This is a genomic window from Luteithermobacter gelatinilyticus, from assembly GCF_005849285.1.
Taxonomy (GTDB): domain Bacteria; phylum Pseudomonadota; class Alphaproteobacteria; order Sphingomonadales; family Emcibacteraceae; genus Luteithermobacter; species Luteithermobacter gelatinilyticus.
The window spans coordinates 468,173-491,646 of the sequence record NZ_CP040517.1 but is presented as its reverse complement, the minus strand read 5'-3'; the positions used below and the strand labels follow the sequence as shown (position 1 = coordinate 491,646).

General features: G+C 54.3%; 21 protein-coding genes. 8 read left to right on the top strand and 13 right to left on the bottom strand.

The window, feature by feature from the left end:
- Positions 1-11: 11 nt before the first annotated feature.
- Positions 12-785 carry a peroxide stress protein YaaA gene (gene yaaA / locus FE788_RS02200; protein WP_138379097.1) on the bottom strand — a complete coding sequence of 258 codons (774 nt, stop codon included), beginning with the start codon at positions 783-785 and terminating at the stop codon, positions 12-14.
- Between the two features lie 277 nt (positions 786-1,062).
- On the opposite strand from yaaA, the gene FE788_RS02195 reads away from it, so the two are divergent.
- On the top strand, positions 1,063-2,418 hold the full coding sequence (locus FE788_RS02195; RefSeq protein WP_138379096.1) for an MATE family efflux transporter: 1,356 nt from the start codon (positions 1,063-1,065) through the stop codon (positions 2,416-2,418).
- 20 nt (positions 2,419-2,438) lie between these two features.
- Here FE788_RS02195 and FE788_RS02190 read toward each other — a convergent pair whose 3' ends face one another.
- Genes FE788_RS02190 through FE788_RS02180 form a run of 3 tightly spaced genes read right to left on the bottom strand, consistent with a single transcriptional unit; the run spans position 2,439 to position 5,212 of the window.
- The gene (locus tag FE788_RS02190; protein WP_138379095.1) at positions 2,439-2,837 is read right to left on the bottom strand and encodes a VOC family protein; all 399 of its coding nucleotides are present in this window, start codon (positions 2,835-2,837) and stop codon (positions 2,439-2,441) included.
- A gap of 13 nt (positions 2,838-2,850) precedes the next feature.
- Positions 2,851-3,864, bottom strand: coding sequence for a glycosyl transferase family protein (locus FE788_RS02185; RefSeq protein ID WP_138379094.1), 1,014 nt, complete (start codon positions 3,862-3,864; stop codon positions 2,851-2,853).
- A 25-nt stretch (positions 3,865-3,889) separates the two neighbouring features.
- On the bottom strand, positions 3,890-5,212 hold the full coding sequence (locus FE788_RS02180; protein ID WP_138379093.1) for a GntP family permease: 1,323 nt from the start codon (positions 5,210-5,212) through the stop codon (positions 3,890-3,892).
- 160 nt (positions 5,213-5,372) lie between these two features.
- Between FE788_RS02180 and FE788_RS02175 the strand changes: the two genes are divergently transcribed.
- The 4 genes from FE788_RS02175 (at position 5,373) to FE788_RS02160 (ending at position 11,836) form a co-directional block, all read left to right on the top strand.
- Complete coding sequence (locus FE788_RS02175; protein ID WP_138379092.1) at positions 5,373-6,356, top strand: DMT family transporter; 984 nt, start codon at positions 5,373-5,375, stop codon at positions 6,354-6,356.
- A 547-nt stretch (positions 6,357-6,903) separates the two neighbouring features.
- Positions 6,904-8,850 carry a PrkA family serine protein kinase gene (locus FE788_RS02170; protein ID WP_138379091.1) on the top strand — a complete coding sequence of 649 codons (1,947 nt, stop codon included), beginning with the start codon at positions 6,904-6,906 and terminating at the stop codon, positions 8,848-8,850.
- A gap of 74 nt (positions 8,851-8,924) precedes the next feature.
- Positions 8,925-10,295, top strand: a complete 1,371-nt coding sequence (locus FE788_RS02165; RefSeq protein ID WP_138379090.1) for a YeaH/YhbH family protein — start codon at positions 8,925-8,927, stop codon at positions 10,293-10,295.
- Entirely contained in the window at positions 10,292-11,836 is a 1,545-nt protein-coding gene (locus tag FE788_RS02160) for a SpoVR family protein (protein WP_138379089.1), read from the top strand. The genes FE788_RS02165 and FE788_RS02160 overlap by 4 nt, the downstream gene beginning before the upstream one ends.
- A gap of 90 nt (positions 11,837-11,926) precedes the next feature.
- Here the strand turns inward: FE788_RS02160 and FE788_RS02155 are convergent, their stop codons facing one another.
- Positions 11,927-12,388 carry a DoxX family protein gene (locus FE788_RS02155; RefSeq protein ID WP_138379088.1) on the bottom strand — a complete coding sequence of 154 codons (462 nt, stop codon included), beginning with the start codon at positions 12,386-12,388 and terminating at the stop codon, positions 11,927-11,929.
- A gap of 385 nt (positions 12,389-12,773) precedes the next feature.
- On the opposite strand from FE788_RS02155, the gene FE788_RS02150 reads away from it, so the two are divergent.
- On the top strand, positions 12,774-13,256 hold the full coding sequence (locus FE788_RS02150; protein ID WP_168190226.1) for a methyltransferase family protein: 483 nt from the start codon (positions 12,774-12,776) through the stop codon (positions 13,254-13,256).
- A gap of 94 nt (positions 13,257-13,350) precedes the next feature.
- On the opposite strand, the gene speB is transcribed toward FE788_RS02150, so the two are convergent.
- From speB to FE788_RS02130, 4 genes are all read right to left on the bottom strand, one after another.
- Entirely contained in the window at positions 13,351-14,271 is a 921-nt protein-coding gene (gene speB, locus FE788_RS02145; RefSeq protein ID WP_138379086.1) for an agmatinase, read from the bottom strand.
- Positions 14,272-14,280: 9 nt separating this feature from the next.
- Positions 14,281-15,315, bottom strand: a complete 1,035-nt coding sequence (locus FE788_RS02140; protein WP_138379085.1) for a 1,9-bis(guanidino)-5-aza-nonane synthase — start codon at positions 15,313-15,315, stop codon at positions 14,281-14,283.
- Between the two features lie 58 nt (positions 15,316-15,373).
- The gene (locus FE788_RS02135; RefSeq protein ID WP_138379084.1) at positions 15,374-16,612 is read right to left on the bottom strand and encodes a type III PLP-dependent enzyme; all 1,239 of its coding nucleotides are present in this window, start codon (positions 16,610-16,612) and stop codon (positions 15,374-15,376) included.
- A gap of 324 nt (positions 16,613-16,936) precedes the next feature.
- Positions 16,937-17,431 carry a winged helix-turn-helix transcriptional regulator gene (locus FE788_RS02130; protein WP_210414099.1) on the bottom strand — a complete coding sequence of 165 codons (495 nt, stop codon included), beginning with the start codon at positions 17,429-17,431 and terminating at the stop codon, positions 16,937-16,939.
- Between the two features lie 92 nt (positions 17,432-17,523).
- On the opposite strand from FE788_RS02130, the gene FE788_RS02125 reads away from it, so the two are divergent.
- Positions 17,524-17,877, top strand: a complete 354-nt coding sequence (locus FE788_RS02125; RefSeq protein ID WP_138379083.1) for a DUF1428 domain-containing protein — start codon at positions 17,524-17,526, stop codon at positions 17,875-17,877.
- The gene (locus FE788_RS02120) at positions 17,870-18,238 is read left to right on the top strand and encodes a nuclear transport factor 2 family protein (protein WP_138379082.1); all 369 of its coding nucleotides are present in this window, start codon (positions 17,870-17,872) and stop codon (positions 18,236-18,238) included. The genes FE788_RS02125 and FE788_RS02120 overlap by 8 nt, the downstream gene beginning before the upstream one ends.
- Before the next feature lie 54 nt (positions 18,239-18,292).
- Here FE788_RS02120 and FE788_RS02115 read toward each other — a convergent pair whose 3' ends face one another.
- From FE788_RS02115 to FE788_RS02100, 4 genes are all read right to left on the bottom strand, one after another.
- Positions 18,293-19,600 carry an adenylosuccinate synthase gene (locus tag FE788_RS02115; RefSeq protein ID WP_138379081.1) on the bottom strand — a complete coding sequence of 436 codons (1,308 nt, stop codon included), beginning with the start codon at positions 19,598-19,600 and terminating at the stop codon, positions 18,293-18,295.
- Positions 19,601-19,673: 73 nt separating this feature from the next.
- Positions 19,674-20,825, bottom strand: coding sequence for an ATP phosphoribosyltransferase regulatory subunit (locus FE788_RS02110; RefSeq protein ID WP_138379080.1), 1,152 nt, complete (start codon positions 20,823-20,825; stop codon positions 19,674-19,676).
- A 168-nt stretch (positions 20,826-20,993) separates the two neighbouring features.
- Positions 20,994-22,559: a sensor histidine kinase gene (locus tag FE788_RS02105; protein ID WP_168190225.1), complete on the bottom strand. Its 1,566-nt coding sequence runs from the start codon at positions 22,557-22,559 to the stop codon at positions 20,994-20,996.
- On the bottom strand, positions 22,556-23,350 hold the full coding sequence (locus FE788_RS02100) for a substrate-binding periplasmic protein (RefSeq protein ID WP_138379078.1): 795 nt from the start codon (positions 23,348-23,350) through the stop codon (positions 22,556-22,558). The genes FE788_RS02105 and FE788_RS02100 overlap by 4 nt, the downstream gene beginning before the upstream one ends.
- Between the last annotated feature and the right edge of the window lie 124 nt (positions 23,351-23,474).

Below are 23,474 nucleotides of genomic sequence, written 5' to 3'. Positions count from 1 at the left end.
CGACGGCCGCCCTACTGGCTGATCTTATGGAAAACAAAATTTTCATGGTCGGATAGGGCCGGCTGGAAGACATACCCGTCCATATCGAATTTTTTCAGATCCTCCGGGGTTTCGATCCGGTTCTGGATGATAAAGCGCGCCATCATGCCCCGGGCCCGTTTCGCCATCATCCCCAGTGACTTGACCTTGCCATCCTTGACCTGTTTGAAGGTCGGAGTGATGACACGCGCTTTGAGGTTTTTGGGTTTTATGGCTTTGAAATATTCATTGGATGCACAGTTAACCAGCACATCGCTGTTCTGCTGTTCGAGGAGGGTATTAAGCGCCTCGGTCAGCTTATCGCCCCAAAAATCATAAAGATTGCGGCCCCGCGGATTGCTGAGCCGGCAGCCCATTTCCAGCCGGTATGCCTGCATCAGGTCCAGCGGCCGCAAAAGGCCGTAAAGCCCTGAGAGGATACGCAGATGGTCCTGAGCATAATCAAGGTCTTCTTTCGTGAGGCTGGGCGCATCCAGTCCGACATAGGTGTCTCCCTTGAACGCATAGATGGCCGGACGGGCATTAGCCGGGGTGAAGGGGGTGGAAAAATCGTGGAAGCGCCGATAATTGAGATCGGCAAGACTATCGCTGAGCTTCATCAGTCCGGCAATCTCCGAGCGTGTCAATTGCCGCGCCGTTTTGATCAGTTCCGCACTGTCTTCAAGAAAGTCCGGTTCGCTCCAGGTCTGGGCCGTAATTTCCGTCTCATAATCCAGTTTTTTCGCGGGCGAAACGATAACCAGCATCCCCTTCTCCATCTTGCTGTAACCCCCTCTTGCTGTAACCAATGACGTCACACCATATACGCTGCCCCCCCAAGTTGACAAGAGAACTGGCAAGAGATTGACAAGAAAAAGCGGGAAAGAAGCGACCGGTCCTGTAGAAAACCGCCCTGCGGCGTTCCTCACGGACATCTTCTCTGAATTAAAGAAAACTGGCTTTCTTGAAAAAGTCGTGTTTTTATCCCATCTGTGAAACTCAAAAAAATACTTATAACCACTCGTCACCAGGGATCCCGCGTTTATGGCCACCAATTCAAAAAAGCCGATTCACAGAGACCTTACCCAGGGCGCCGTTCACAAACACCTTCTGGACATGGCCCTGCCGATGGTGATCGGCATTTTCTGTACGATGGCCTTTATCAATGTGGATCTCTATTTCGTGGGACAGCTTGGTCCCCAGGAGCTTGCCGCGGTGGGATATGTCTCCCGCGTTGCCATGGTGGTGGTGGCCGCTTCTATCGGATTGAGTGCGGGCACCTCCTCGGTGCTCGCCCGCGCCTATGGCCAGAAGGACCATGCGGAAATGATCCGTTTGTCCACCAATGCCTTTCTGATCTGCGTCATTTTTTCGCTGACCTTTACGGTGGTCGGTCTTCTGACCGTTGATCCACTGTTTACCCTGATTGGTGCCGATGAAAAAATCATGCCGCTGATCCGTGACTATGTGACCATCTGGTATTTTTCCACCCTGTTCATCATTGCCCCGATGGTCGGCCAGGGCATCATGCGCGCCATGGGCAACACCATCCTGCAGACCCACATCAACATCTGGGCCGCCGTGGCCAACGCCATTCTCGATCCAATCCTGATTTTCGGCCTGCTGGGATTCCCACGACTGGAACTGGAGGGCGCCGCCCTGGCCACCCTGATCGCCCGCGGCGGGTCGTTCCTGGCCATTTACGGATATCTTTATCACCGCTTTGAAGTGCTTCAGTTCAGCCGCAAGGTGATCAGCGCCTTTCGCCCGTCCTTGCGCAAAATCCTGCATGTAGGGCTGCCCGCGGCAGGCACCAACATGATCATTCCGATCGCCGCCCTGATCCTGATCGCCATTATTTCAGAATACGGCGTCAAGGCCGTGGCCGGCACCCATGTAGCCACCTCCATCGAATCCCTGGCAATGATTTTCTTTTTTGCTCTTTCCGCCGTGATCGGTCCCTTTGCCGGGCAGAACCTGGGGGCACATCAATATGAGCGCATTGAACAGGCCATGAAGATCTGCGCCGTTTTCTGTGTGAGCTGGGGGATTGTGCTGGCGGTTCTTATCGCGCTTGTGGCAGAACCGCTTGCCAGCCTGTTTAACGACGATGCCCGCATCGTGGAAGTGGCCACCGCCTATCTTTCCATCGTGCCGCTGTCTTACGGCGCTTACGGTTTTGTCATGACTGCCAACGCCACCTTCAACGGCCTCGGCAAACCACTGCCCGGCGTAATGATCTCTACCTTACGCACCGTAGTGCTGCCGCTGCCATTGATTATCCTGGCTGCCTATTATTTTAATCTGCCTGTGATTTTCGCCGTTCTCAGCGCTGCAAACCTGGTTACCGGGCTTATAGCCTATATCTGGATTAGGCGCACCATCCGGCGACTTGCTTAGAGTAAATTGCTTCCGCCTCCCTATTGGGTGTCACCCTGTCTGAGCGGCGGTTCCCACAGTTCGATCTTGTGGCCTTCCGGGTCCAGGACCCAGGCAAAACGGCCGTAATATTCCTCTTCCCGCTCGGGCAGGATTTCCACCCCTTCCGCCGCCAATCTTTCCAGAATCCCGTCCAGGTCATCAACCCGGAAATTAAACATAAAATCATGTTTGTGGGGACCAAAATAGTCTGTATCCGCCCGGAACATGCCCCACAACACATAGGACTCGCGGTCCGACTGCGCCTGTTCCGCAAAATCGAACTTTACACCGCCATATTCATCAAACGCCAACCCCAGATGACGGCTGTACCATTGTTTCAGGTTCTCCGGATCATTGACCTTGAAAAAGAATCCCCCCGGACCCAGCACACGTGCCATAATATTTTCTCCCTTATTGTCTTTGTGAAAGATGAGCCTGCCAATAAACCCGGGCCATTTTCTCCGCCTGTTCAGGTGTTTCGGCACATCCCTTCAGATACAAAGCCTGCGCCGCCGTGCCCAAGAGCGTGGCCAGGCCTTTTTCATCCCGTACTTCCCCGCGCCAGACCCGCCCCAGATGATCCAGCGTTACGGGCATTTTCTCCACCTCCCGGGGGTTAAGGCCCGCCGGCCAGCCGGTCTGCTCTTCTTCCCCCATAAGCAGAGCATAAAGAATGATTTTTTTGAACGGATTACGTTCTGCTTCACCTGCGCCACCCTTGACCACGCCAAGGCGGGGCTGGCCCAGAAGCCTGGCCGCCTCAAGATTGAGCCGGATATAGGGCGGATGGAAAATGCCCAGAAACAGGGTATCCGCCCGGAAAGGATTAATCAGCCGCACCGCCGTATTGATGATGGAGCGCACCCCCAAAAACCGTCTCAGTTTAAGAAATTCCAGAATGCGCGGGGAATAGGTTTTAAGCGGCAGAAAAGCAAAATTGTCCACTTCAAGTTTTTCCCGGGCGTCTTCAAGGGACCGGCAGGCCGTCTCGCCTATGGCCGGCAGGCAGTTTTCCGTCGCCAGTCCCTTTTCCAGATGGCTGTTATAACCGTGCATGAACACCTTGTGGCCGTTTTCCGCCAGAAGTTTTGCTGAAAGTAGGAACCAGGGCAGTTCCCGGCTTTTGCCCGCCGCATATGAGGGCCAATCAATCAGGTCCCGATACCCTTCTTCCGGCGACGGCATGGCGGGGTTGCCCGCAAGACTGTCGCGCATGGCTTCCACAATGCCGGCCAGTTCCGCCGCATCTTCCCCGCGATAACGCAGCAACAACAACAGAGCGCCGATCTGCACATCGGCCATCTTGCCCGACAGCGCCCCGGCAAACGCCTCCCGCGCCTCCTCCCGGGTCAGGTGGCGGGCATTGGTGGGGCCGCGTCCGAGAATGCGGATATAGGGAGCAAAGTCTTCCGGTGTTTTCGTCATGCACACGTTATCGCATGATTCCGCTCTAGAGACCAAGCAAGAACAGGATAATCGCGAGGATAGCCCCAATAAACGGGATCACCACCGTCAGCGCCCCCACCGGTAGATAGGCCGATTTATGGGTTTCTCCACAAATGGCGCGGATCGTGGTCACCACATAACCATTATGAGGCAGCGAGTCGAGCCCGCCAGAAGAAATCGCCACCACCCGATGCAGGGCTTCGGGATCCACCCCCTGCGCAAGATAATGCGGTGCCAGCAATGGCAGGGCAATGGCCTGCCCGCCGGACGCCGATCCCGTGAGCGCGGCAATCACACTCACCGCCACCGCTGCCCCGATCAATTCATTGCCTGGCAGATGGGTCATATAGTCCAGGGCCACCTGAAAGGCCGGCGTCAGTTTGGCAATGCTGCCGAACCCCACGACGGCGCAGGTATTGCTGATGGCGATCAGCGCGCCGAAAGTGGCCACCGACAACGCCGCCCCCAGATTGGTGAAATGATTGCGGTAAATAACAACCGCTGCGATCAGGCCCGCCAGCAGCGCCACAATCAACGCGGATTTGCCATAATCCAGTATTACGCTGAAATAAAAACTGGTGCCTAACACCACAACAAGCGGAACAAGCCCCAGAAGCGGCGGCGGCAGGCGGTCATAGTTTTTTTCCTCCGGATCCCCCTCGCGCGCCTCGAAGATCTCTCCATTGGCCTTTGCCCGGGCCAACATTTTTTCAAACCACCAGATCCCTGTGGACGCCATGAACAGGGCAACAATAATACTCACCTGCCAGCCGGCAAAATGATTGGTGCCCAGATAGCCTGAAGGCAGGAAGTTCTGGATTTCCACCGATCCCGCCGAGGTCATGGTGAAGGTGACGGACCCAAAGGCCAGCGCCGCCGGAATAAACCGGCGCGGCAGATTGGCCTCCTTGAACAGGCTCAGGGCCATGGGAAAAACTGAAAAAGCCACCACGAACACACTCACCCCCCCATAGGTGAGAATGGCACAGGCCAGAATGACCGCAAGCGCGGCATGTTTCATACCCAGCGCCTGAACTACCCAGTGGGCAACACTATCCGCCGCGCCGCTGTCCTCCATCACCTTGCCAAACATGGCCCCCAAAAGAAAAACGATAAACCAGTCCTTCAGGAACCCGGCAAAACCGGTCATATAATCCACAGTGAAACTGGGCGCGCCTTCCGCCGCCATCTGCGGCAATAGGGCAATATCACTGGACAGGGCCACCACCAAAGCACTCACGGGCGCCGCAATAAGGATATTCACCCCCCGGATTGTCAGGATGATCAACAGAATCAGCCCCCCGATCAATCCCGCCATACTCAACATGTCGTCCCCCTTTCAGACCCTTGCCCCAATCCCTTTCGGGTTTGTCGGACTCGTTTTTTGTCTTGCTGATTGCGTTTGACTTTTATCAGGACGGTCTATATTCAGGGCATTCATCCAAAAAATCAATCTCCATATATGTACGGACTTCTGACGGGTCGCCATGCCGCTTTACGAAAAAAATTTCAGAACCGGTCTGTTTTATATTGCGGTGACTGTGCTGTTTTGGGGGATCCTGCCCATTGCCCTGCTGTTTTCCCTGGAAAAGCTGGATTCCGTCACCGTGACCTGGTTCCGCTTCATGGTGGCCGCCGTTTTCAGTCTTATGATCCAGTTCCTGCGCGGCAAACTGGGGGAATACCAGGCCCTGAGCAAAAAGGACTGGGGGATCCTGTTTTTTGCCGGCCTGTTTTTGATTATTGATTATGTCGGGTTTATTTACGCGCTGGAATTCATCACCCCCAATGCCCTGACCATCGTCTCCCAGACCACCCCGATTTTTCTGGCGTTGGGCGGTATCATCTTTTTCAAGGAACGGCTGACCGCCCTCCAGATCGCCTGCGCCCTGGGGTTGGTGACAGGCATTCTCCTGTTTTTCAACGACTCATTGGCGGAATTCGGTACTGCCGACGACCGGCTTCTGACCGGGGTTGGAATCGCCATCGGCGCGGCTCTGATCTGGAGCTTCTACGCCCTGTTACAACGCACCCTATTTGGCAAACTGTCCTCATCGAACATTTTGCTGTTTATTTATCTTCAGGCGTTAGTTCTTCTGGCGCCATTGAGCACTCCGGAAGATCTCCTGCGGTTGGACTCTGCAGACTGGGGCATTCTGATCTTTTGTGCCTTTAACACCTTGATCGCTTATGGAGCCTTCAGTGAAAGCCTGAAACACTGGGAGACCACCCAGGTCAGTTCGGTGGTAGCCCTCACGCCATTGGTCACGATCTTGGCCAGTTTCCTGACCTGGCTGGTTGTGCCCGAAAAAATCGTCTATGCCCCGATTAATCTGATCGGATGGGGCGGCGTGGTTCTGTCCATTTCCTGTGTGCTGATTTTTAATGTGAGCAAAGTCGGCAAGATTGGAAAAATCGGGAAAAACCTCTGGAAACAGGCCGGAAATAGAAGGGATACGGCCTGCTCCTAAGATGGGGCGCCGTCGTATTTTTTTCCGTCTCCCCCTTTTTTTCAGGAAGGCAAATCCCCATATCTGAAATGTGAACAAACTGACACCCTCCTGCTATTTTTTGGGGAAGTGCCGATTTTTAAACATGATTTTGGGTTAAGATTGTGTCATACTGGGGTTGTTCACTACTATACTGATCTTTGCCTATTCATCACTCATTAATCAATTTAGTCCATAATTACACTATTCATTGATGGTCTAAAGTTAGTCACATTTTTTAGTTCCTGGGCATGTCTCAGGGTACCAGATTCTAGGTCGCCTCCCGAAAAAAGAGCTGGAGAGGCGACAATAAGGGAGGGAAGTCGTGCAGACTGCATGGCTCCCGGCAAGGGAAAGCTGGTGACCATCCGATGCACAACTTCCTTCTGGCACATTGTCGGAAACGGAGCAGGGTCGGCTTTCGCTTGCAACCATTCACACGGCGCATTCGCCTGACTTCCTGATCTCGATTTCTGCTTTCGGTTCCTGACAGTGTCCTGAATTCAACCAAAGTCGGGAGTAGCCGCATATGACTAATGAAGAAGACATCTTTGACTTGTATTCGACGCACTATGAAAAACACATGGAAGCGGAACTGTCGCTGCGCGAATACCTTCACGGCTGCAAAGATGATCCCATGATGTATGCCAGTGCCGCCGAGCGCATGATCCACGCCATCGGCGAACCTGAGCTGATTGACACGTCCAAGGATGAACGCCTGGGGCGGATCTTCATGAACCGCACCATCAAACGCTACAAAAGTTTCGAGAATTTTTTCGGCATGGAAGAAACCATCGAACGCCTGGTGGGCTTCTTCAAACACGCCTCCCAGGGCTTGGAGGAGCGCAAACAGGTGCTTTACCTGCTGGGACCTGTGGGCGGGGGGAAATCTTCTCTCGCCGAACAGCTCAAGACCCTCATGGAAAAATGTCCCATTTATGTACTCAAAGCCGGCGACGAAATCAGCCCGATTTTTGAATCCCCGCTGGGACTGTTTGACCCCGAACGTATGGGAGATGTGTTTGAAGACAAATACAACATTCCCCGCTATCGGCTGACCGGCCTGATTTCTCCCTGGGCACTAAAACGGCTCGACCAGTTTGAAGGCGATCTGACCAAGTTTTCCGTGGCCAAAATCTATCCCTCCAAGCTGCGCCAGATTGCCATTGCCAAAACCGAACCGGGTGATGAAAACAATCAGGATATTTCCACACTCGTGGGCAAGGTGGATATCCGGAAACTAGAATATTTCAGCCAGAATGACAGCGACGCCTATTCCTATAGCGGCGGCCTGAACCGCACCACCCAGGGTATTCTGGAATTCGTGGAAATGTTCAAGGCGCCGATCAAGATGCTGCACCCGCTGCTGACCGCAACCCAGGAAGGCAACTATATCGGTACCGAGAATCTGGGTGCCATTCCCTATCAAGGCATCATCATGGCCCATTCCAACGAGGCGGAATGGCAGAGCTTCAAAAACAACAAAAACAACGAGGCTTTCATCGACCGGGTTTATGTGATCAAGGTGCCCTATTGCCTGCGAGTGGATGAAGAGGTCAAGATCTATGAAAAACTGCTGGCCAATTCCGACCTGAATACCAGCCATTGCGCCCCCGGCACATTGGAAATGCTGGCCCGTTTCAGTGTCATGACCCGTCTGCGGGAACACGAAAATTCCAACATCTATTCCAAGATGCGGGTCTATAACGGGGAAAACCTGAAAGATGTGGACCCCAAGGCCAAACCCATGCAGGAATATAAAGATATGGCCGGCGTGGACGAGGGCATGGACGGCATTTCCACCCGCTTTGCCTTCAAGACGCTTGCCGAAACCTTCAACTATGACACTCACGAGGTGGGCGCGGATCCGGTGCATCTGATGTATGTTCTGGAAAAGGCGCTGCTGCGCGAACAGCTGCCCGACGATCTGGAGAAAAAATATATCGGCTTTATCAAAAGCGAACTGGCCCCCCGATATGCGGAATTCATCGGCAACGAGATTCAGAAAGCCTATCTGGAATCCTATTCCGATTACGGCCAGAACCTGTTTGACCGCTATATCGCCTATGCCGATGCCTGGATCGAAGGACATGACTTCAAGGATCCGGACACCGGGCAGCTGCTGGACAGCAAGGTGCTGGACCAGGAGTTGAGCAAAATTGAAAAACCGGCAGGCATTTCCAACCCGAAAGACTTCCGCAATGAAGTGGTGAAATTTGCGCTTCGGGCCCGGGCCAACAATGCCGGACAGAATCCGAGGTGGACCTCTTATGAAAAACTGCGTTCCGTCATCGAAAAACGCATGTTCAGCAAGGTTGAGGATCTGCTGCCGGTGATCAGCTTCGGCAGCAAAAAGGATAAGGACACCGAACACAAACACCATGAATTTGTCCAGCGCATGAAGGAACGGGGCTACAGTGAACGCCAGGTCCATCGGCTGGTGGAATGGTATATGCGGGTCAACAAGGCCGGTTAAGGCCGGCCGGTCTGCAGGGCGTTGCCCGGTTCTGACAGGAGACTGCCGATTGTCACAAGGAGAGTAATGGCGTCATGATGCATATCATCGACAGAAGGCTGAACCCCAAGGGAAAAAGCCTGACCAACCGGCAAAGATTCATCCATCGGGCCCGGAAACAGATTAAAAAAGCCGTGGATGAAGCTGTCAAAAACCGGAAAATCGCCGACATTGACTCTTCTGAAAAAATCCGCATTCCCTCAGAGGGTCTGGATGAACCCCGTCTGGTGGGCGACAAAAACAAGGGGGTGCGCAACCGGGTCCTGCCGGGGAACAAGGAGTTCATGCCCGGCGACCGCATCAAACGTCCCGAACAGGGAGAAGGACAGGGACAGGGCGGCCGCGAGGCCAGCGCCGAAGGTGATGGCGAAGACGCCTTTTCTTTCACCCTCAGCCGGGATGAGTTTCTGGACATCCTGTTTGAGGATATGGCCTTGCCGGATTTTGTCAAAAAATCCATCAAGGAAGAAGTGGTGCATGAATATCGGCGCGCCGGTTATAAAAAGGATGGCCCGCCCGCCAATCTCAACCTGAAGCTTACCATGCGCAATTCGCTGGCGCGGCGGCTGACCCTAAGGCGGCCGACGGAACAGGAAATCGAGGAACTGGAAGAACGCATCACCGCGCTGAGAGCCAAGGAACACCGAACTGAAAAAGAGAACAAGGAACTGGAATATCTTCTGGGCCAGTTGGAGACGAAGCAGCGCCGCAGACGACTGGTCCCCTATATCGACCCGATTGATGTGCGTTACAGCAATTTCACCCAAATAGAAAAACCCAACACCCATGCCGTGATGTTCTGCTTGATGGACGTCTCCGGTTCCATGAGCGAAATGCACAAGGAACTGGCCAAGCGGTTTTTTATGCTGCTGCATCTGTTTCTGAAAAAACAGTATTCCAAGGTAGAGCTGGTCTTTATCCGTCACACCCATCATGCCAGCGAGGTGGACGAGGAAACCTTCTTTTATTCCCGGGAGACCGGCGGCACGATTGTGTCCACCGCGCTGGAAGTGATGGAACAGGTGATCCGGGAACGGTATCCGCCTGAAGACTGGAACATCTACGCTGCCCAGGCCTCGGACGGCGACAACCTCAACAGCGACAATGCCCATTGCCAACATATGCTCAATGATGTGCTGCTGCCGCTGTGCCAGTATTTCGCCTATGTGGAAATCTGGGACAGCGAGGAATCGGAAATGTTCATGGGCGGGAACGGCAGCACGCGGCTGTGGGAAGCTTATGACCAGGTACGCAAAACCAACCGCAATTTCGCCATCCGGCGGGTTACCAAAGCCGCGGATATTTATCCGGTCCTGCATGACCTGTTTGCCAAAAACCGGGATCTGAGCGGCAGTTCCGAAAAAGCCGACGCCGCAACGCGGGCTGGAGAGGGGAACAGTTCATGACAAAAACGCATAAGAAACGCCCACAGGCCGCTCAACCTCTTTATGAGGGAGCAGAATGGGATTTCCAGACCATTGACAAGACCTTCCGGGCGCTGGAGGATATTGCGCTCAATGAATTGAAACTGGATGTTTATCCCATCCAGATCGAAGTCATCACTTCCGAACAAATGCTGGACGCCTACAGCTCCATCGGCATGCCGCTGATGTACAATCACTGGTCCTTCGGCAAAAGCTTCATTCGCGACGAAATCATGTATCGCAAGGGGTTTTCCGGACTGGCCTATGAAATTGTCATCAATTCGGACCCGTGCATCTGTTATATCATGGAAGAAAACTCCATGACCATGCAGACCCTGGTCATGGCGCACGCGGCTTTTGGCCATAATCATTTTTTCAAAAACAACCACCTATTCAAACAATGGACCGACGCCAGCGCCATTCTCGACTATCTGCAATTTGCCAAAAACTATATCGCCAAATGCGAAGAACGTTATGGCTTCAAGGAAGTAGAAAAAATTCTCGATTCCGCACATGCGCTCAGGGATCAGGGCGTGGACCGATATACCCGGCCGACCAAACTGGATGACGCCAAGATCTGGAAACGGCAGATGGAGCGCCTGGAATATGAGGAAAAACAGTATAATGAACTGTGGCGCACCCTGCCGCCGGCCAAAAAAAGCAAAAACGGCGAAAATAATGTCATGGACAGCCAGCTGGCGCAGAAGCTGGGCATCCCGGAATCCAATCTGTTGTATTTTCTGGAAAAGAACAGCCCGGTTCTGGAACGCTGGCAATGTGAAATCCTGCGCATTGTGCGATCTGTAGCGCAGTATTTCTATCCCCAGCGCCAGACCAAGATGATGAATGAAGGCTGTGCCTGTTACGTGCATTATACGCTGATGAACCAGCTGTATGACAAGGGCCTGATCACCGAAGGCGCAATGCTGGAATTTCTGGATTTTCACACCCGCGTCGTGGCCCAGCCTGACTTTGACAGTAAATATTTTTCCGGCATCAACCCCTATGCGCTGGGGTTTAACATGATGATGGACATCCAACGGATCTGTGAAAACCCCACGGATGAGGACCGCGCCTGGTTTCCCGACATCGCCGGCAACAACAACGCCATAGAAACGCTGAAAGACGCTTGGGCCAATTACCGGGATGAAAGTTTCATCCTGCAGTTTCTCAGCCCTCATCTGATGCGGGAAATGCGTCTGTTCAATATTCACGACGATATGGGCAGCCCTTATATCGAAGTCAGCCACATCCATAACCAGAGCGGGTACCGGGCCCTGCGCGAGGCGCTTTCGGCACAATATTCCGTGGCCAATCAGGATCTGGACATTCAGGTCAGTCATGTGGATATGGCCGGGGACCGGACGCTCACCCTCACCCACAGCATGAACAACCACATCCCGTTGGACAAGAGCAGCGCCGAAAAGGTGCTGGCGCATATGCGGCGGCTATGGGGCTACAATGTGGTGCTGAAAAGCATTAATCCACTCACCAATGAAGTGGTACAGGAAGTGCGCGGCTAGAGTGAATTGTACATCGGTTGACTCAATTCACTCTAGGCCCGGGCCGGCGCGCCCGGCCTTGGCCTTCCGGCTCACTTATCTGTTATTCTGTCATGAATTATTGTTTGTCGGGCAAAAGGAATCCGTCATTTTGTCCGCGGCTTCGTCCGGACGGTTTTCCTGCCCTCTGGTCCCGATTGCCTCAAAGGAGAGCGTATAGCGTTGTTTCAAACGCAGATAACATAGCGCCAACAGGATAAAGCCCAAAATCAAGGCCCGCAGCACCAGGGACGGCTCATCATGGGCAAAATGCAGGGCACCGCTCACCAGAAGATCCAAACACAACAACCCGGCACTGAGGAACGCCCAGCGGGGCACCAGCAGGAAAATACCGCCCACAATCTCCACCCCGCCCAAGGCCAACAAGCCCCATTGCGGGAAGTTCCAGGCGGAATAGTTGACGAGATGGGCTTCGATTCCGGCCAGTTTACCAATGCCGGTGGCAATGAACACCAGCGCCATAATCAGGCTGAACACCCAGATTGCGGCCTTCACCAATAGATCTCCATTCATGACATCCCTTTCCACTCCCGCCTGCCAATCCTCTGATATTCAGACTGTTATTTTGTTATAAAAGAGTAAGTATAGAACGAAAATGCCGAAACACAAAATCCGCGTGTCCTAGAGTGAGTTGTGGATAGCTTGACTCAATCCTGTTGACGGATTGCGGCCCGCCTCCCGCAGAAGACGTGCCGGGCGATGCGGGACATCGGGCCAGGCGTCTGACCCAGGCGTCTGACAAGGTGAGCAGCCCCAAAATTGATGCATACCGTCTATGGCAATATTTCCAGTGGCCCCGCTGAATGGAACAGGATACACTCGGCACACGTCAGGAATAAATCTGTTGCCTCCAGAGTGGGACTCTCATCCCCCACCGACATCCTTGGGGAGTATCGTCATGCCTGAAACCAACCAGGTCAAACAGAGCGACCACGCCCGGGTCGTTACCCGCCCGCCGGTGATTTATGCCCTTGGCATCGGCATTGCCGTGGGGCTTCAATATGTGCTGCCATTATCCCTTGGGCTGGAACTGGCCGGCGACATTACGGGGGGCCTGCTGCTGGGTTCAGGACTGCTGTTACTGCTGCTCAGCGTCTTGCCTTTTTTGCGGGGGCAACAGAATCCCGATCCGCTGGAGCCCACCCCGGACATTTATGAGACCGGCCTTTACGCCTTTAGCCGCAATCCCATGTATGTGGGATTTACCCTGATCATGGCCGCCTTTGGGTTTCTGTTTGACAACGTGTGGATTTTTCTGCTTCTGCTGCCGGTCCTAGTGGTGATGCATTACGGCGTCATTCTGCGCGAAGAAGCTTATCTGGAAGAAAAATTCGGCGAGCGATACCGCACCTATAAATCCCGGGTCCGCCGCTGGCTGTAGCGACCCATGATATCCGCCTGGTATCGCCACGCCCTATCGGGTTTGCGGTGACGTTCTGTTCCGTGTTGCATCGTAAGCGCCAGCAATACGATCCCTAGAGTAAATCGTGCATAGATTGACCCATTCTGCTGGTCAGGGCGTAATTGAGGATCTTGTAGGCCAGCTTGGCGGCCAGAAAATCGCAGCCATGCAACCCCTCCCGCGGGGCCAGCTCATTGATATCGGCACCAATAATGGTGCCCACCTCGCTGGCGGCTTTGATGATTTCCATAGCGTCCTGCCAGAACAGCCCGCCCGGTTCCGGCGTGCCGGTGGCGGGCATAAGGCTTGCGTCAAACCCGTCCACGTCAAAAGTAAGGTAAATCGGCCGACCCTTAAGCGGCGCCACAATCTCCTCCACATTCCAGCGAGCACGATCCTTGCCCCAATGAATATGGATACGGTGGCGGTTTTGGTCCAGAAACGGGATTTCCTCCGCGGAAATATTGCGAATGCCCACGGACACGATTTCAATATGTTCAAAATCAAGGCAGCGACGAATGGCGGCAGCATGGGAATAATGCTCCCCTTCATACCCGTCGCGCAGGTCCGCATGGGCATCGAAATGCAGCATTGCCAGATCATCATAGCGTCGGGCAAAGGGACGGATCGTGCCGGCAGTGATGGAATGTTCCCCGCCAAAGGTCATGGGGAAACGGCCTTCGGCAAGCACCTGCTCGACAATGGCCTCCAGCCGGTCCAGTTCTTCGGCGATCGTCTCCCCAATGGTAGGCTCCTTCAGCGTTGCCACCCCATATTGGGAAAACGGTTCACACCACAGTTCTTCATCAAACAGCTCCACCTGATGGCTCGCCGCGATCATGGCCTGCGGCCCCCGGCGGGTCCCGCCTTCATAGGAGACGGACCCCTCAAGCCCGAACGGAATGATCACCGCCCGGGCCTCTTCCGGGGCCGCGGCCTGTTCCGCTTGAAGCCCGAGAAACCCGTCCTCGGGGGAAAGATAGTCAAAATTCATGGCACCAACCTACTTGTCAAACAGTTTGGCGAAACGGCGCGGCTCACGATCTTTCCACAGGCCGCGATGATAGGCGTCACTGGCCAGCAGCGGTAGCACGGACCCGGCTTCGGCATAGACCATCTGTTCCTTGACAATATCCACCTTGCCCCAGCTACAGGCTTCTTTCAACGTCGAAGAGGAACAGGCCCCATCCCGCACATCGGCCACGGTAATCTGGATGGCGTATTTGTGCATATCCACTTCCTTGCCCAGAATTTCGGCACAGACCACCGTGTCCTGGGTGAAGTTTTTCGGCACCCCGCCGCCGATCATCAACAGCCCGGTCTGGCCCGCCGCAATCTTGATTTCGGTCAGCTCCCGAAAATCGGCAATACTGTCAAGCGTCATATGATTTCCTGGATTTTCCACCTGATGCAGAACCAGACCGAACCCGGCGCTGGAATCGGTAAAGGCCGGGCAGAAAATCGGCACATCATTCTCGTAAGCGGTCTGAATCAAGCTGCCCTGTTTTTTGGCGTTTGTGGTCAGCCAGCGCCCCATTTCCCGGATAAATTCGCGGGACGAATAAGGCCGCTTTTCCAGCCCGTCGGCAATTTCCTTAATGGTGTGATCGCAATGCTGTAACTCTTCCTCGTCGATATAGGTGTCATAGATGCGGTCGATATACAGGTCCCGCAGCTTCCGATCATCAACCTCGCCCTCGGCCTGGTAATGCCTGAAGCCCAGCGCCTCAAAAAAATCCATGTCCACAATGCTGGCCCCGGTGGCGACAACCGCATCCACCATGTTGTATTTCACCAGATCCGCATAAAGCTGCATGCACCCCCCGGCGGATGTGGACCCTGCAATGGTCAGGATCACGGAACAGTCCTTATCCGCCAGCATCTCGTTAAAAATGCCAGTGGCCCGGGCCAGATCCCGCGACGTAAAGGACATTTTCCCCATGCTGTCGATAATGGGGCGGGCGTCAAACGAGGTAATGTCAATATGTTCGACCACCTTGTTAAGCAGGGCGGCTTTTTCGTTGCTTCTTTCAGTCATGGCTCAATCCTGTTGGTTTAGAGTAAATTCTGACGAGATCGACACAATTCACTCTGGGTTACATATCCAGGGCGATGATGTTTTCCGGTCTCTGCCCGCTTTCGCCCGACGCGGCAGCAGGTCGCGGCATTTCGGGCAAACAGACCGCCGCAGGCCGATACATGCTTTGTAAAGGTTCATCGCCGACAATCACATCTTCCCCGTCATGAAATCCGTTAAAGGCAGTACGCAGATTCTTGCCATATGCGCCCAGCATGCCAATTTCAATATAATCTCCTTCGCCGATATCTTCGGGCAAAAGGAAGGGACCTGAAATGGTATCAATGCTGTCACAGGTCGGCCCGTAAAACATGAAGGCCGTCATGCGCCGGGACGCTTCGCCAGTCGGGCGGATCATCCGCACCGGAAACGGAAAACGCAGATGCGCCGCATCAAACAGCGCCCCATACGCCCCTTCGGTAATATACAACCGGTTGTCTTTGCGCAGCGTGACGCTCACCAGCAGCGACGCCGCTTCCGCACACAGCGCCCGACCCGGCTCACACAGCAGCCGGGCATTTTCCGAGGTCATGGACTCTTCAAACGCGTGGTGGATGGTCGCCATATACTGTTCAAGCGGGGGGGCCTCCATACCCGGATAGGCAGACGGGAAACCACCCCCCACATCCAGATAATCGACCACCACCCCGGCCTGAATAATCGCCTGATTGGCCTGATGAATGGCAGCCCGATAGGCTTCCGGATCCATGGTCTGCGATCCCACATGGAAACACACGCCAAGCTTGGCTGATGCCAACCGTGCCGCCACCAGAAGTTCCGCCGCCTGGTCCATCGGCACCCCAAATTTATGCTCCAGCGGCAGCATGCTGCTGTGATTGGCAAGGGCCAGACGCACATAGATGTTCAGGTCCCGGGCATTCCCAGTCATGCGCTTGATTTTTTCCAGTTCGTCGAGACAATCCACGGCAAAATCCCGCACACCATACTCAAAATAACTTTCCGCAATATGGCGGGGGTGTTTGACCGGATTCATGTTGTAGAACCGCGCATCCCTGAACCGGGCCACCAAGGCCAGTTCCTTGGGTGAAGCCACGTCAAAATGACGAATGCCGGCCGCATAAAGCGCCTCCAGGACCACCGGTTCCGGATTGGCCTTGACCGCATAGAGCACATCCCCCTGGAAATGGTTGAGGAACCATTCAGCGGCACGCCGGGCAGCATGGGGGCGAAAGCAGAAAACGGGATCGGTCGGCAGACGCTCTGCCAGCAGTCCATCTACGCTAGTAAAGTAGTCCATTCATGGGACCTCCACAACAAAACCAAAACCAGTCAATTAAGATCAGTCGGAGCGTCTGTCACTCCCGGTTGCCGACGTTGCGAAGGCCCGATTCGGCAAGAGGCGCATTGTGTAAGGTCAACAGATCCCTTTTGTCAAATATATTTGCACCACAAGAAACGGCTTCACCAAAAAACGGCCAAAAACAAGCCCTTAGGCGTTCCCGTTCTCCGGCCGATCAGGAGTTAATTATGTCATTGATATTGCAAAACAATTCAGAACTTTCTTGAGTCGTTTCGTGATCACAAAATCTGGCCCCCGCAACACGGGGTGCACTTGACCTGGTTACGGGCCCTTTTTTGCAACAACTTCCTCATAGGCCGCTTGCAGGCGGTCGGATACGGTCGGGCCCGCCTTCGTCACCGGGGCGCCAAGATGGATATGCCTCAACTCCTCCATAAACTCTTCCCACATCTGCGGCCCCCCCTCCTCCAAGAGTTGGGCACGGATGGTAAGTTCTTCCGAGACCGGCAGGAACCGCCGGCCCCAGGCGCCGAGCTGTACCATGACCGGCACAAGGGCAATGGATTTTTCGGTCAAACTGTAAATTGATTTCTGTTTGTGGTGCGGGTCGCCGGCCTTCGTAACCAGGCCTTCCCTGAGCAACATCTTCAAGCGACTGGCAAGGATATTGCTGGCAATCCCTTCACGCGAATGGGTCAGAATTTCACGAAAGCTGCGATAGCCCCCAAACATCATGTCGCGCAGGATGACAAGGCTCCAACGATCCCCCAGAATTTCCACTGATAAATTAATCGGACAGCCCGAACGTTGACCCAATTTTCTTACTCCTCTCAAACCAGTTGCAATTTACAATCAGATAAGCTATAAATCAACTGGTTTCAATATGCAATCAGATTGGGAGACAGAACATGCAATATATTGAAGGTTTCGTCGCGGCGGTACCAACGGCCAACCGCGAAGCATTTCGCAAACATGCGACGGAAGCGGCTGCCGTCTTTAAGGAACACGGCGCCCTGAAGGTTGTTGAATGTTGGGGCACCAACATTCCTGACGGTGAGGTAACGTCATTTCCGAAGGCGGTTCACTGCAGAGAGGAGGAGACAGTTACTTTTTCCTGGGTCATCTGGCCCTCGCGCGCGGTGCGGGATGCAGGCATGGAAAAAATTATGAATGACCCTCGTGTCGACCCTGCCGTCAACCCGATGCCCTTTGACGGCAAACGTCTGATCTGGGGAGGATTCGAGGTGCTTGTCGATGAGTGATCCTGTGGACACGGCCCAAAGGGTTTTTCTCGCCTATGTCAATTCGGACCGTGCAGAAATTGAAGCATTGCTTGCAGATGAATTTCATTTCACCAGTCCCTACGACAACCGGATTGACCGGCAAACTTATCTGGAACGCTGCTGGCCCTCCCACAACGACGTTGCGGGATATAATTTTATCCGGTTTCTCCATCAAGACGATGTGGTGATCGTGACCTATGAAATGCGCTGGAAAAACGGCTCAAGACTTCGAAATACCGAAGTCTTGACCATTCAGCGGGGACAGGTCCTTGATGTCGAGGTGTATTTCGGGTGGTCCTTGCCCCATGCGGCGGCAAGTGGCCGTTTTGTGACCCCGTAAGCGATCACCTCGAAAAATCACGGCGGATGTCTCAGACAGCAGGTGTCAGAGCGCTCAATCTTCGAACGGGTCATGCACCAGGATGGTGTCTTCGCGTTCGGGACTGGTGGACAGCATCGCCACCGGGGTTTCGATCAGTTCCTCGATCCGGCGGATATATTTGATGGCCGTGGCCGGCAGGTCCTTCCAGCTTCTGGCGCCGAAGGTGCTCTCGGACCAGCCTTCCAGCGTCTCGTAAACCGGTTTGACGCGAGCCTGGGCCTCAGTCGAGGCGGGGAAATAGTCGATCCGCTCGCCATCCAGTTCATAGGCGATACAGACTTTCAGTTCCTCCATGCCATCCAGCACATCCAGTTTGGTCAGCGCAATGCCGTCAATGCCGCCAATCTTGGTTGCCTGGCGCACCATCACCGCATCAAACCAGCCGCAGCGACGGCTGCGTCCGGTGACGGTCCCGAACTCATGGCCGCGCTCCCCGAGTCCCCGGCCCACCTCGTCATTCAGTTCCGTGGGAAACGGCCCCTCGCCCACCCGGGTGGTATAGGCCTTGGTGATGCCCAGAACATAGTCCAGATTGCCAGGACCCGTACCGCTGCCGCCGGCGGCCTGGGAAGAGATGGTGTTGGAGGAAGTAACAAAGGGATAGGTGCCATGGTCCACGTCCAGCATGGTGCCCTGCGCCCCTTCAAACAGAATGCGGCGACGATCATGTTTGGCCGCATCCAATACCCGCCAGCTGGCCTTGACGTAAGGCGTGATGCGGGGAGCAATTTCCTTGATCCGTGCAATCAGGTCGTCCCGGTTAATTTCCGCCACCCCAAGCCCCCGACGCAGAGGATTGTGATGGCTGAGCAGCACATCCACACGATTTTCAATAGCCGTATCGGAAAACAGGTCACAGGCCCTGAGCGCCCGGCGCGCCACCTTGTCTTCATAGGCCGGCCCGATGCCGCGACGGGTGGTGCCGATTTTTGGCCCGCCCTTGGTGCTGACATTAGCGGCATCCTCCCGCACCCCGTCCAGTTCACCATGCAGCGGCAGAATAAGCGCACAGTTTTCGGCAATAATCAGATTGTCGGGGCTCACGTTGACCCCCTGTTCCTTCAAGCGGTCAATTTCGCTGATCAGTGCCCAAGGGTCCACCACCACCCCATTGCCGATGATGGACAGCTTACCGCCACGCACAATGCCGGACGGCAACAGGCTGAGTTTGTAGACCGTGCCATCAATCACCAGCGTATGACCCGCGTTATGACCGCCCTGAAAACGCACCACCACATCGGCCCGTTCGGACAGCCAGTCCACAATCTTGCCTTTGCCCTCATCGCCCCATTGGGAGCCAATCACAACAACATTCGCCACGTTTCAGACCTTTCACTTCACCACTTCGAATTCACTTAAATTTCCCCCGGCCAGTCCGCCGCCCGCCCGGTGGTCAGAGCGTTAGCACAGTGCCTTCTTTCAGCACATGACTACATCCCAGCCGGCGAGCCTCCTTGACGGGGTCCGCACACGGCTCCAGCCCCTGCACGGTTCTGTAATTTTGATCCCGGAGCGGGGGGAGTTCCGCCGGATCGGTGCCAAAGGGAACATACAACCGATTTACCGGTACAGGCGCCGGCAATGCACGCATCAGGCTGTCCAGATACAGGGAAAAACCAGTGGCCGGTTCGCGTTTGCTTTTCAGTTCGGCATTGGCCTCATACCGACCGCCCCGGCCCAGTTCCCCGCGCACACCCGGTGCAAACAAGGTAAAGCCGAGGCCGGTATGGTATTCAAAGCCCTGATATTCCCCGGGATCAATGGTAATTTGCAAGCCGGGAGCAATCTCGCGCAGACGGGAGACCACCTGCCCCAGTTCATCTATCATAGCCTCTGCTGGGGCCGGCAAGGTCAGCTGGCCCAGAATATCAAGCGCCGTCTCTGCGCCGCCAGCGGCCTTGAGGAGTTGACGGGAAATCTCCCCGATATCCCCCTCAATCGCTTCCAGCTCCCCGATATCCTTGGCATCCAGCGCATGCCGGACCGCCCGGGCGTGGTCTTCGGTGATGTCCATGCCGCGGCAAATGGCCGGCACAAGACTGGGCAATGTGAGATCCAGACTCAATTCCTTTATCCCCACCGAAGTCAGCGCCTCATGAGCCAGCAGAATAATTTCCACATAGGCCTGAGGTGAATCCGAGCCCAATAGTTCCACCCCGCACTGAATAAACTGCCGTTCCGGGCGCAACTGGGTCCCCTTGACCCGCAATACGTCCCCGGCATAGGCCAGCCGCAGCGGCCGCGGCGCATTGCCTAGACGGGTCCGGGCAATCCGGGCCACCTGCCCGGTGAGGTCGGTCCGCACCCCCATCATGCGTTGTGAAGCCGGATCCATTACCCGGAACATGTGGCGGGACTGGGCCTTCCCGGGACCAGCCAACAGGCTTTCCTCAAATTCCACCAGTGGCGGTAAAACCAGATCATATCCCTGACGGGCAAAACAGGTCAAAAGCCGGCCAATGACCTCGGCCTCATATTCCGCATCACGGGCCAGTGTATCATGCAGTCCTTCCGGCAGGAGGGCTTTTTCATCGGGTTCGAGCATAGGTGATCCATATTTTCCATGACCCCATCAGCATGGGTCATTATCTTTATGATGCTACCTCACGAAACAAGTCATCGGGCGCCGCCGTGCTTATATCACCAGAGCCGGAAGAATCCAAAGGGAAATCAGAAAAGTTGGGAAACACAGCCACCTGGCTTCCGGAATACCCTATTTTACTTCCGGCTGATCCATCACCCGCTTTTCCGGTATTTCGATATATACCGTCGTGCCTTTTTTCTCCCGGCTTTCAATCCAGATTTTACCGCCATGCAACTTCACCAGCGAGCTGGACAGGGACAGGCCAAGCCCAGCTCCCTGATAAACCTTATTATAATTGACATCCGCCTGCACAAAAGGTTCCAGAACATGTTCAAGTTTGTCCTGGGGAATGCCAACCCCTTCATCGGCAACAGAGATCAGAAACGACCTGTCTTCTTGATAATGTGCTGACACCGTAATTTTGCCGCCTTCCGGCGAGAATTTGACAGCATTGGAAAGAATATTCGCCAAAACCTGACGCAGGCGCAGACGGTCCCCCTGGATTTGCCCCAGATTCTCATCCAGATTCTTGACCAGAATCAGACGTTTTTCATCCAGAAATGTCTGATAGGACAACAGGCAGTTCTCGATGAGATCGGACACGGAAAACGTGGTTTCCTGCAATTCAAAGCCTCCGGATTCAATACGCGCCAGGTCCAGTATCTGTCCCAAGAGATTCGTCAGATTGCGGCCCGCCAGCTCAATTTCACGTAAATATTCCTTATAGGTCTCATGACCAACCGGGCCCAGGGTTTCCCCTGAAATCAAAGACGCAAAACCGATAATGGCATTCAGTGGGGTGCGAAGCTCATGGCTCATATTGGCCAGAAAATAGGACTTGGCCTGATTGGCCTTGTCTGCCTTGAGTTTCATCTCCACCAGATGTGCGCCGGTCTCCTTATGCGCTTGCAGTTCCTGGATCAGTTCGTCACGGGCAAAAGCCAATTCCTGCTGGGTGTGTTTCAATTTGTCATATTGCCGGTTGATGGCCGCCGCAAAATCATTGAAGGAGCGGGCCAGAAGACCAAATTCGTCCTCCTCATGTCCGGCAGGAACCTCCACTGGCCGGCGGTCAGGGGCAGCCGGGTCCACGGCGCTAATTTTACGGGACAGACCTTTGAGAGGGCGAGCAACAATATAATAAAAAGCCAGATACAGCAGCAGTACCAGCAGCATATTGCGCACAACCCCGGTAAAAAAAACCGTCACCGCCCGGTCATAAAATCCAGCGAGGGCCGCATCCCGGTTTATCCGGATGTCAAGCCGTCCCGTTACGCCCATCGCTTCCCCCGGAAGCGGTAAGGGTATGGAGAATTCCGTTTCCCCTGCCAAAAGCCTGTCACTTAACCAGTGCGTTACGCTTTCCGTCGGGGCACGGGAAACAGAAGCCAGCTTTTGCCCCATATCATCTGTCAGCGCGGCGTAATCCACGAAGTCATAAACCATAAGCCCTTCCAGCACATGCTGGGCCAATTGTTCATCAAGAATATAGACCGCGCGCGCCGCAGGCTTTTCCACCACATAGAGGATCTCCTGAATTTTTGCCTCAAGGGACCTTTCCTCTTCCACAAAATCCAGATAGACCTGCACTAAAGACAATGTTACCCCGATGGCCAACGCCAAAAGCACCGCTGTTTTGGCAAGTTTAAAAGACAGGCTGTCCGTGACTTGAGTGTCAAAGCGCCGCGCGGTCATTCTTGGGCCTCCCCGGAACATGTGACAGGTAAATCCGATCCGTAACGGCGAAACGTTTCCTGAATGGCGCCTCTTTCATGAAGACGTCTCACACTTTCTGTTAGGCGGGGGACAAGATGGGCATAAGCGGATTTTTGTGAAACCACAAGCCCTAGCTGATACCCGGTCACACGGACCGGGTCCCCAACATAAGACAGAAAATCTTCCGGAAAATCCGATGCCTGCGTCAGGTGCTGCAAATAGGCGTAATACATGACCTCGTTCATGACAAAAGCATCCAGCCGTCCCGTGACCATCATGGAAAAATACAGCCGCGGCTGGGACAGGCGAACCGGTATGATATCCTGCTTTGTATAACCGCTTTTTTCAAAAACACTGCGCCCGGTAAAAGCAATTCTTTTGCCCTTGATATCTTTGAGGGTCCGAATACCGGACCCTTTGCGTGGTATCAGAATCATCGAGGAGCAAACCAGCGGCGCCACAACATTGACCCCGCGTCCTTTATTATCAATCAGGGCAATCATGGAAAAATCGGTATTTCCCGTTTTCAGTGAATACAACACCCGGGCGAAAGGATGGGTTCTGAGTGTAAAGTCCTGCCCTGCTTCATGCGCGATCAGATTGACAAGTTCTGTATATAACCCTTTGCGCCTAGGGTTTTCCGGATCGCCCTCAAGCCAGTAATAAGGGAAGGTATCGAAAATACTGAAAACCGGGTTCGGTTGCTCTTCCCCGCCATAACAGGCCGTCGAGACAGACATCATGATCCAGAATATGATAAGCTTTCGCATCTATCCCCGGCCTTCTAGAGATTCACTTCCGGCTTTCCCGGTGCAATACTTCCAATCATAATAAGATCTTATGAATTAATAAAGAATAAGTATAATTAGAGTGAATTGTGATGAGATTGGCTCT

What these genes read in the sequence shown, in the direction of transcription:
- yaaA (WP_138379097.1), bottom strand. Translation starts at nt 785, where the DNA reads ATGCTGGTTATCGTTTCGCCCGCGAAAAAACTGGATTATGAGACGGAA.
- FE788_RS02195 (WP_138379096.1), top strand. Translation starts at nt 1,063, where the DNA reads ATGGCCACCAATTCAAAAAAGCCGATTCACAGAGACCTTACCCAGGGC.
- FE788_RS02190 (WP_138379095.1), bottom strand. Translation starts at nt 2,837, where the DNA reads ATGGCACGTGTGCTGGGTCCGGGGGGATTCTTTTTCAAGGTCAATGAT.
- FE788_RS02185 (WP_138379094.1), bottom strand. Translation starts at nt 3,864, where the DNA reads ATGACGAAAACACCGGAAGACTTTGCTCCCTATATCCGCATTCTCGGA.
- FE788_RS02180 (WP_138379093.1), bottom strand. Translation starts at nt 5,212, where the DNA reads ATGTTGAGTATGGCGGGATTGATCGGGGGGCTGATTCTGTTGATCATC.
- FE788_RS02175 (WP_138379092.1), top strand. Translation starts at nt 5,373, where the DNA reads ATGCCGCTTTACGAAAAAAATTTCAGAACCGGTCTGTTTTATATTGCG.
- FE788_RS02170 (WP_138379091.1), top strand. Translation starts at nt 6,904, where the DNA reads ATGACTAATGAAGAAGACATCTTTGACTTGTATTCGACGCACTATGAA.
- FE788_RS02165 (WP_138379090.1), top strand. Translation starts at nt 8,925, where the DNA reads ATGATGCATATCATCGACAGAAGGCTGAACCCCAAGGGAAAAAGCCTG.
- FE788_RS02160 (WP_138379089.1), top strand. Translation starts at nt 10,292, where the DNA reads ATGACAAAAACGCATAAGAAACGCCCACAGGCCGCTCAACCTCTTTAT.
- FE788_RS02155 (WP_138379088.1), bottom strand. Translation starts at nt 12,388, where the DNA reads ATGAATGGAGATCTATTGGTGAAGGCCGCAATCTGGGTGTTCAGCCTG.
- FE788_RS02150 (WP_168190226.1), top strand. Translation starts at nt 12,774, where the DNA reads ATGCCTGAAACCAACCAGGTCAAACAGAGCGACCACGCCCGGGTCGTT.
- speB (WP_138379086.1), bottom strand. Translation starts at nt 14,271, where the DNA reads ATGAATTTTGACTATCTTTCCCCCGAGGACGGGTTTCTCGGGCTTCAA.
- FE788_RS02140 (WP_138379085.1), bottom strand. Translation starts at nt 15,315, where the DNA reads ATGACTGAAAGAAGCAACGAAAAAGCCGCCCTGCTTAACAAGGTGGTC.
- FE788_RS02135 (WP_138379084.1), bottom strand. Translation starts at nt 16,612, where the DNA reads ATGGACTACTTTACTAGCGTAGATGGACTGCTGGCAGAGCGTCTGCCG.
- FE788_RS02125 (WP_138379083.1), top strand. Translation starts at nt 17,524, where the DNA reads ATGCAATATATTGAAGGTTTCGTCGCGGCGGTACCAACGGCCAACCGC.
- FE788_RS02120 (WP_138379082.1), top strand. Translation starts at nt 17,870, where the DNA reads ATGAGTGATCCTGTGGACACGGCCCAAAGGGTTTTTCTCGCCTATGTC.
- FE788_RS02110 (WP_138379080.1), bottom strand. Translation starts at nt 20,825, where the DNA reads ATGCTCGAACCCGATGAAAAAGCCCTCCTGCCGGAAGGACTGCATGAT.
- FE788_RS02105 (WP_168190225.1), bottom strand. Translation starts at nt 22,559, where the DNA reads ATGACCGCGCGGCGCTTTGACACTCAAGTCACGGACAGCCTGTCTTTT.
- FE788_RS02100 (WP_138379078.1), bottom strand. Translation starts at nt 23,350, where the DNA reads ATGCGAAAGCTTATCATATTCTGGATCATGATGTCTGTCTCGACGGCC.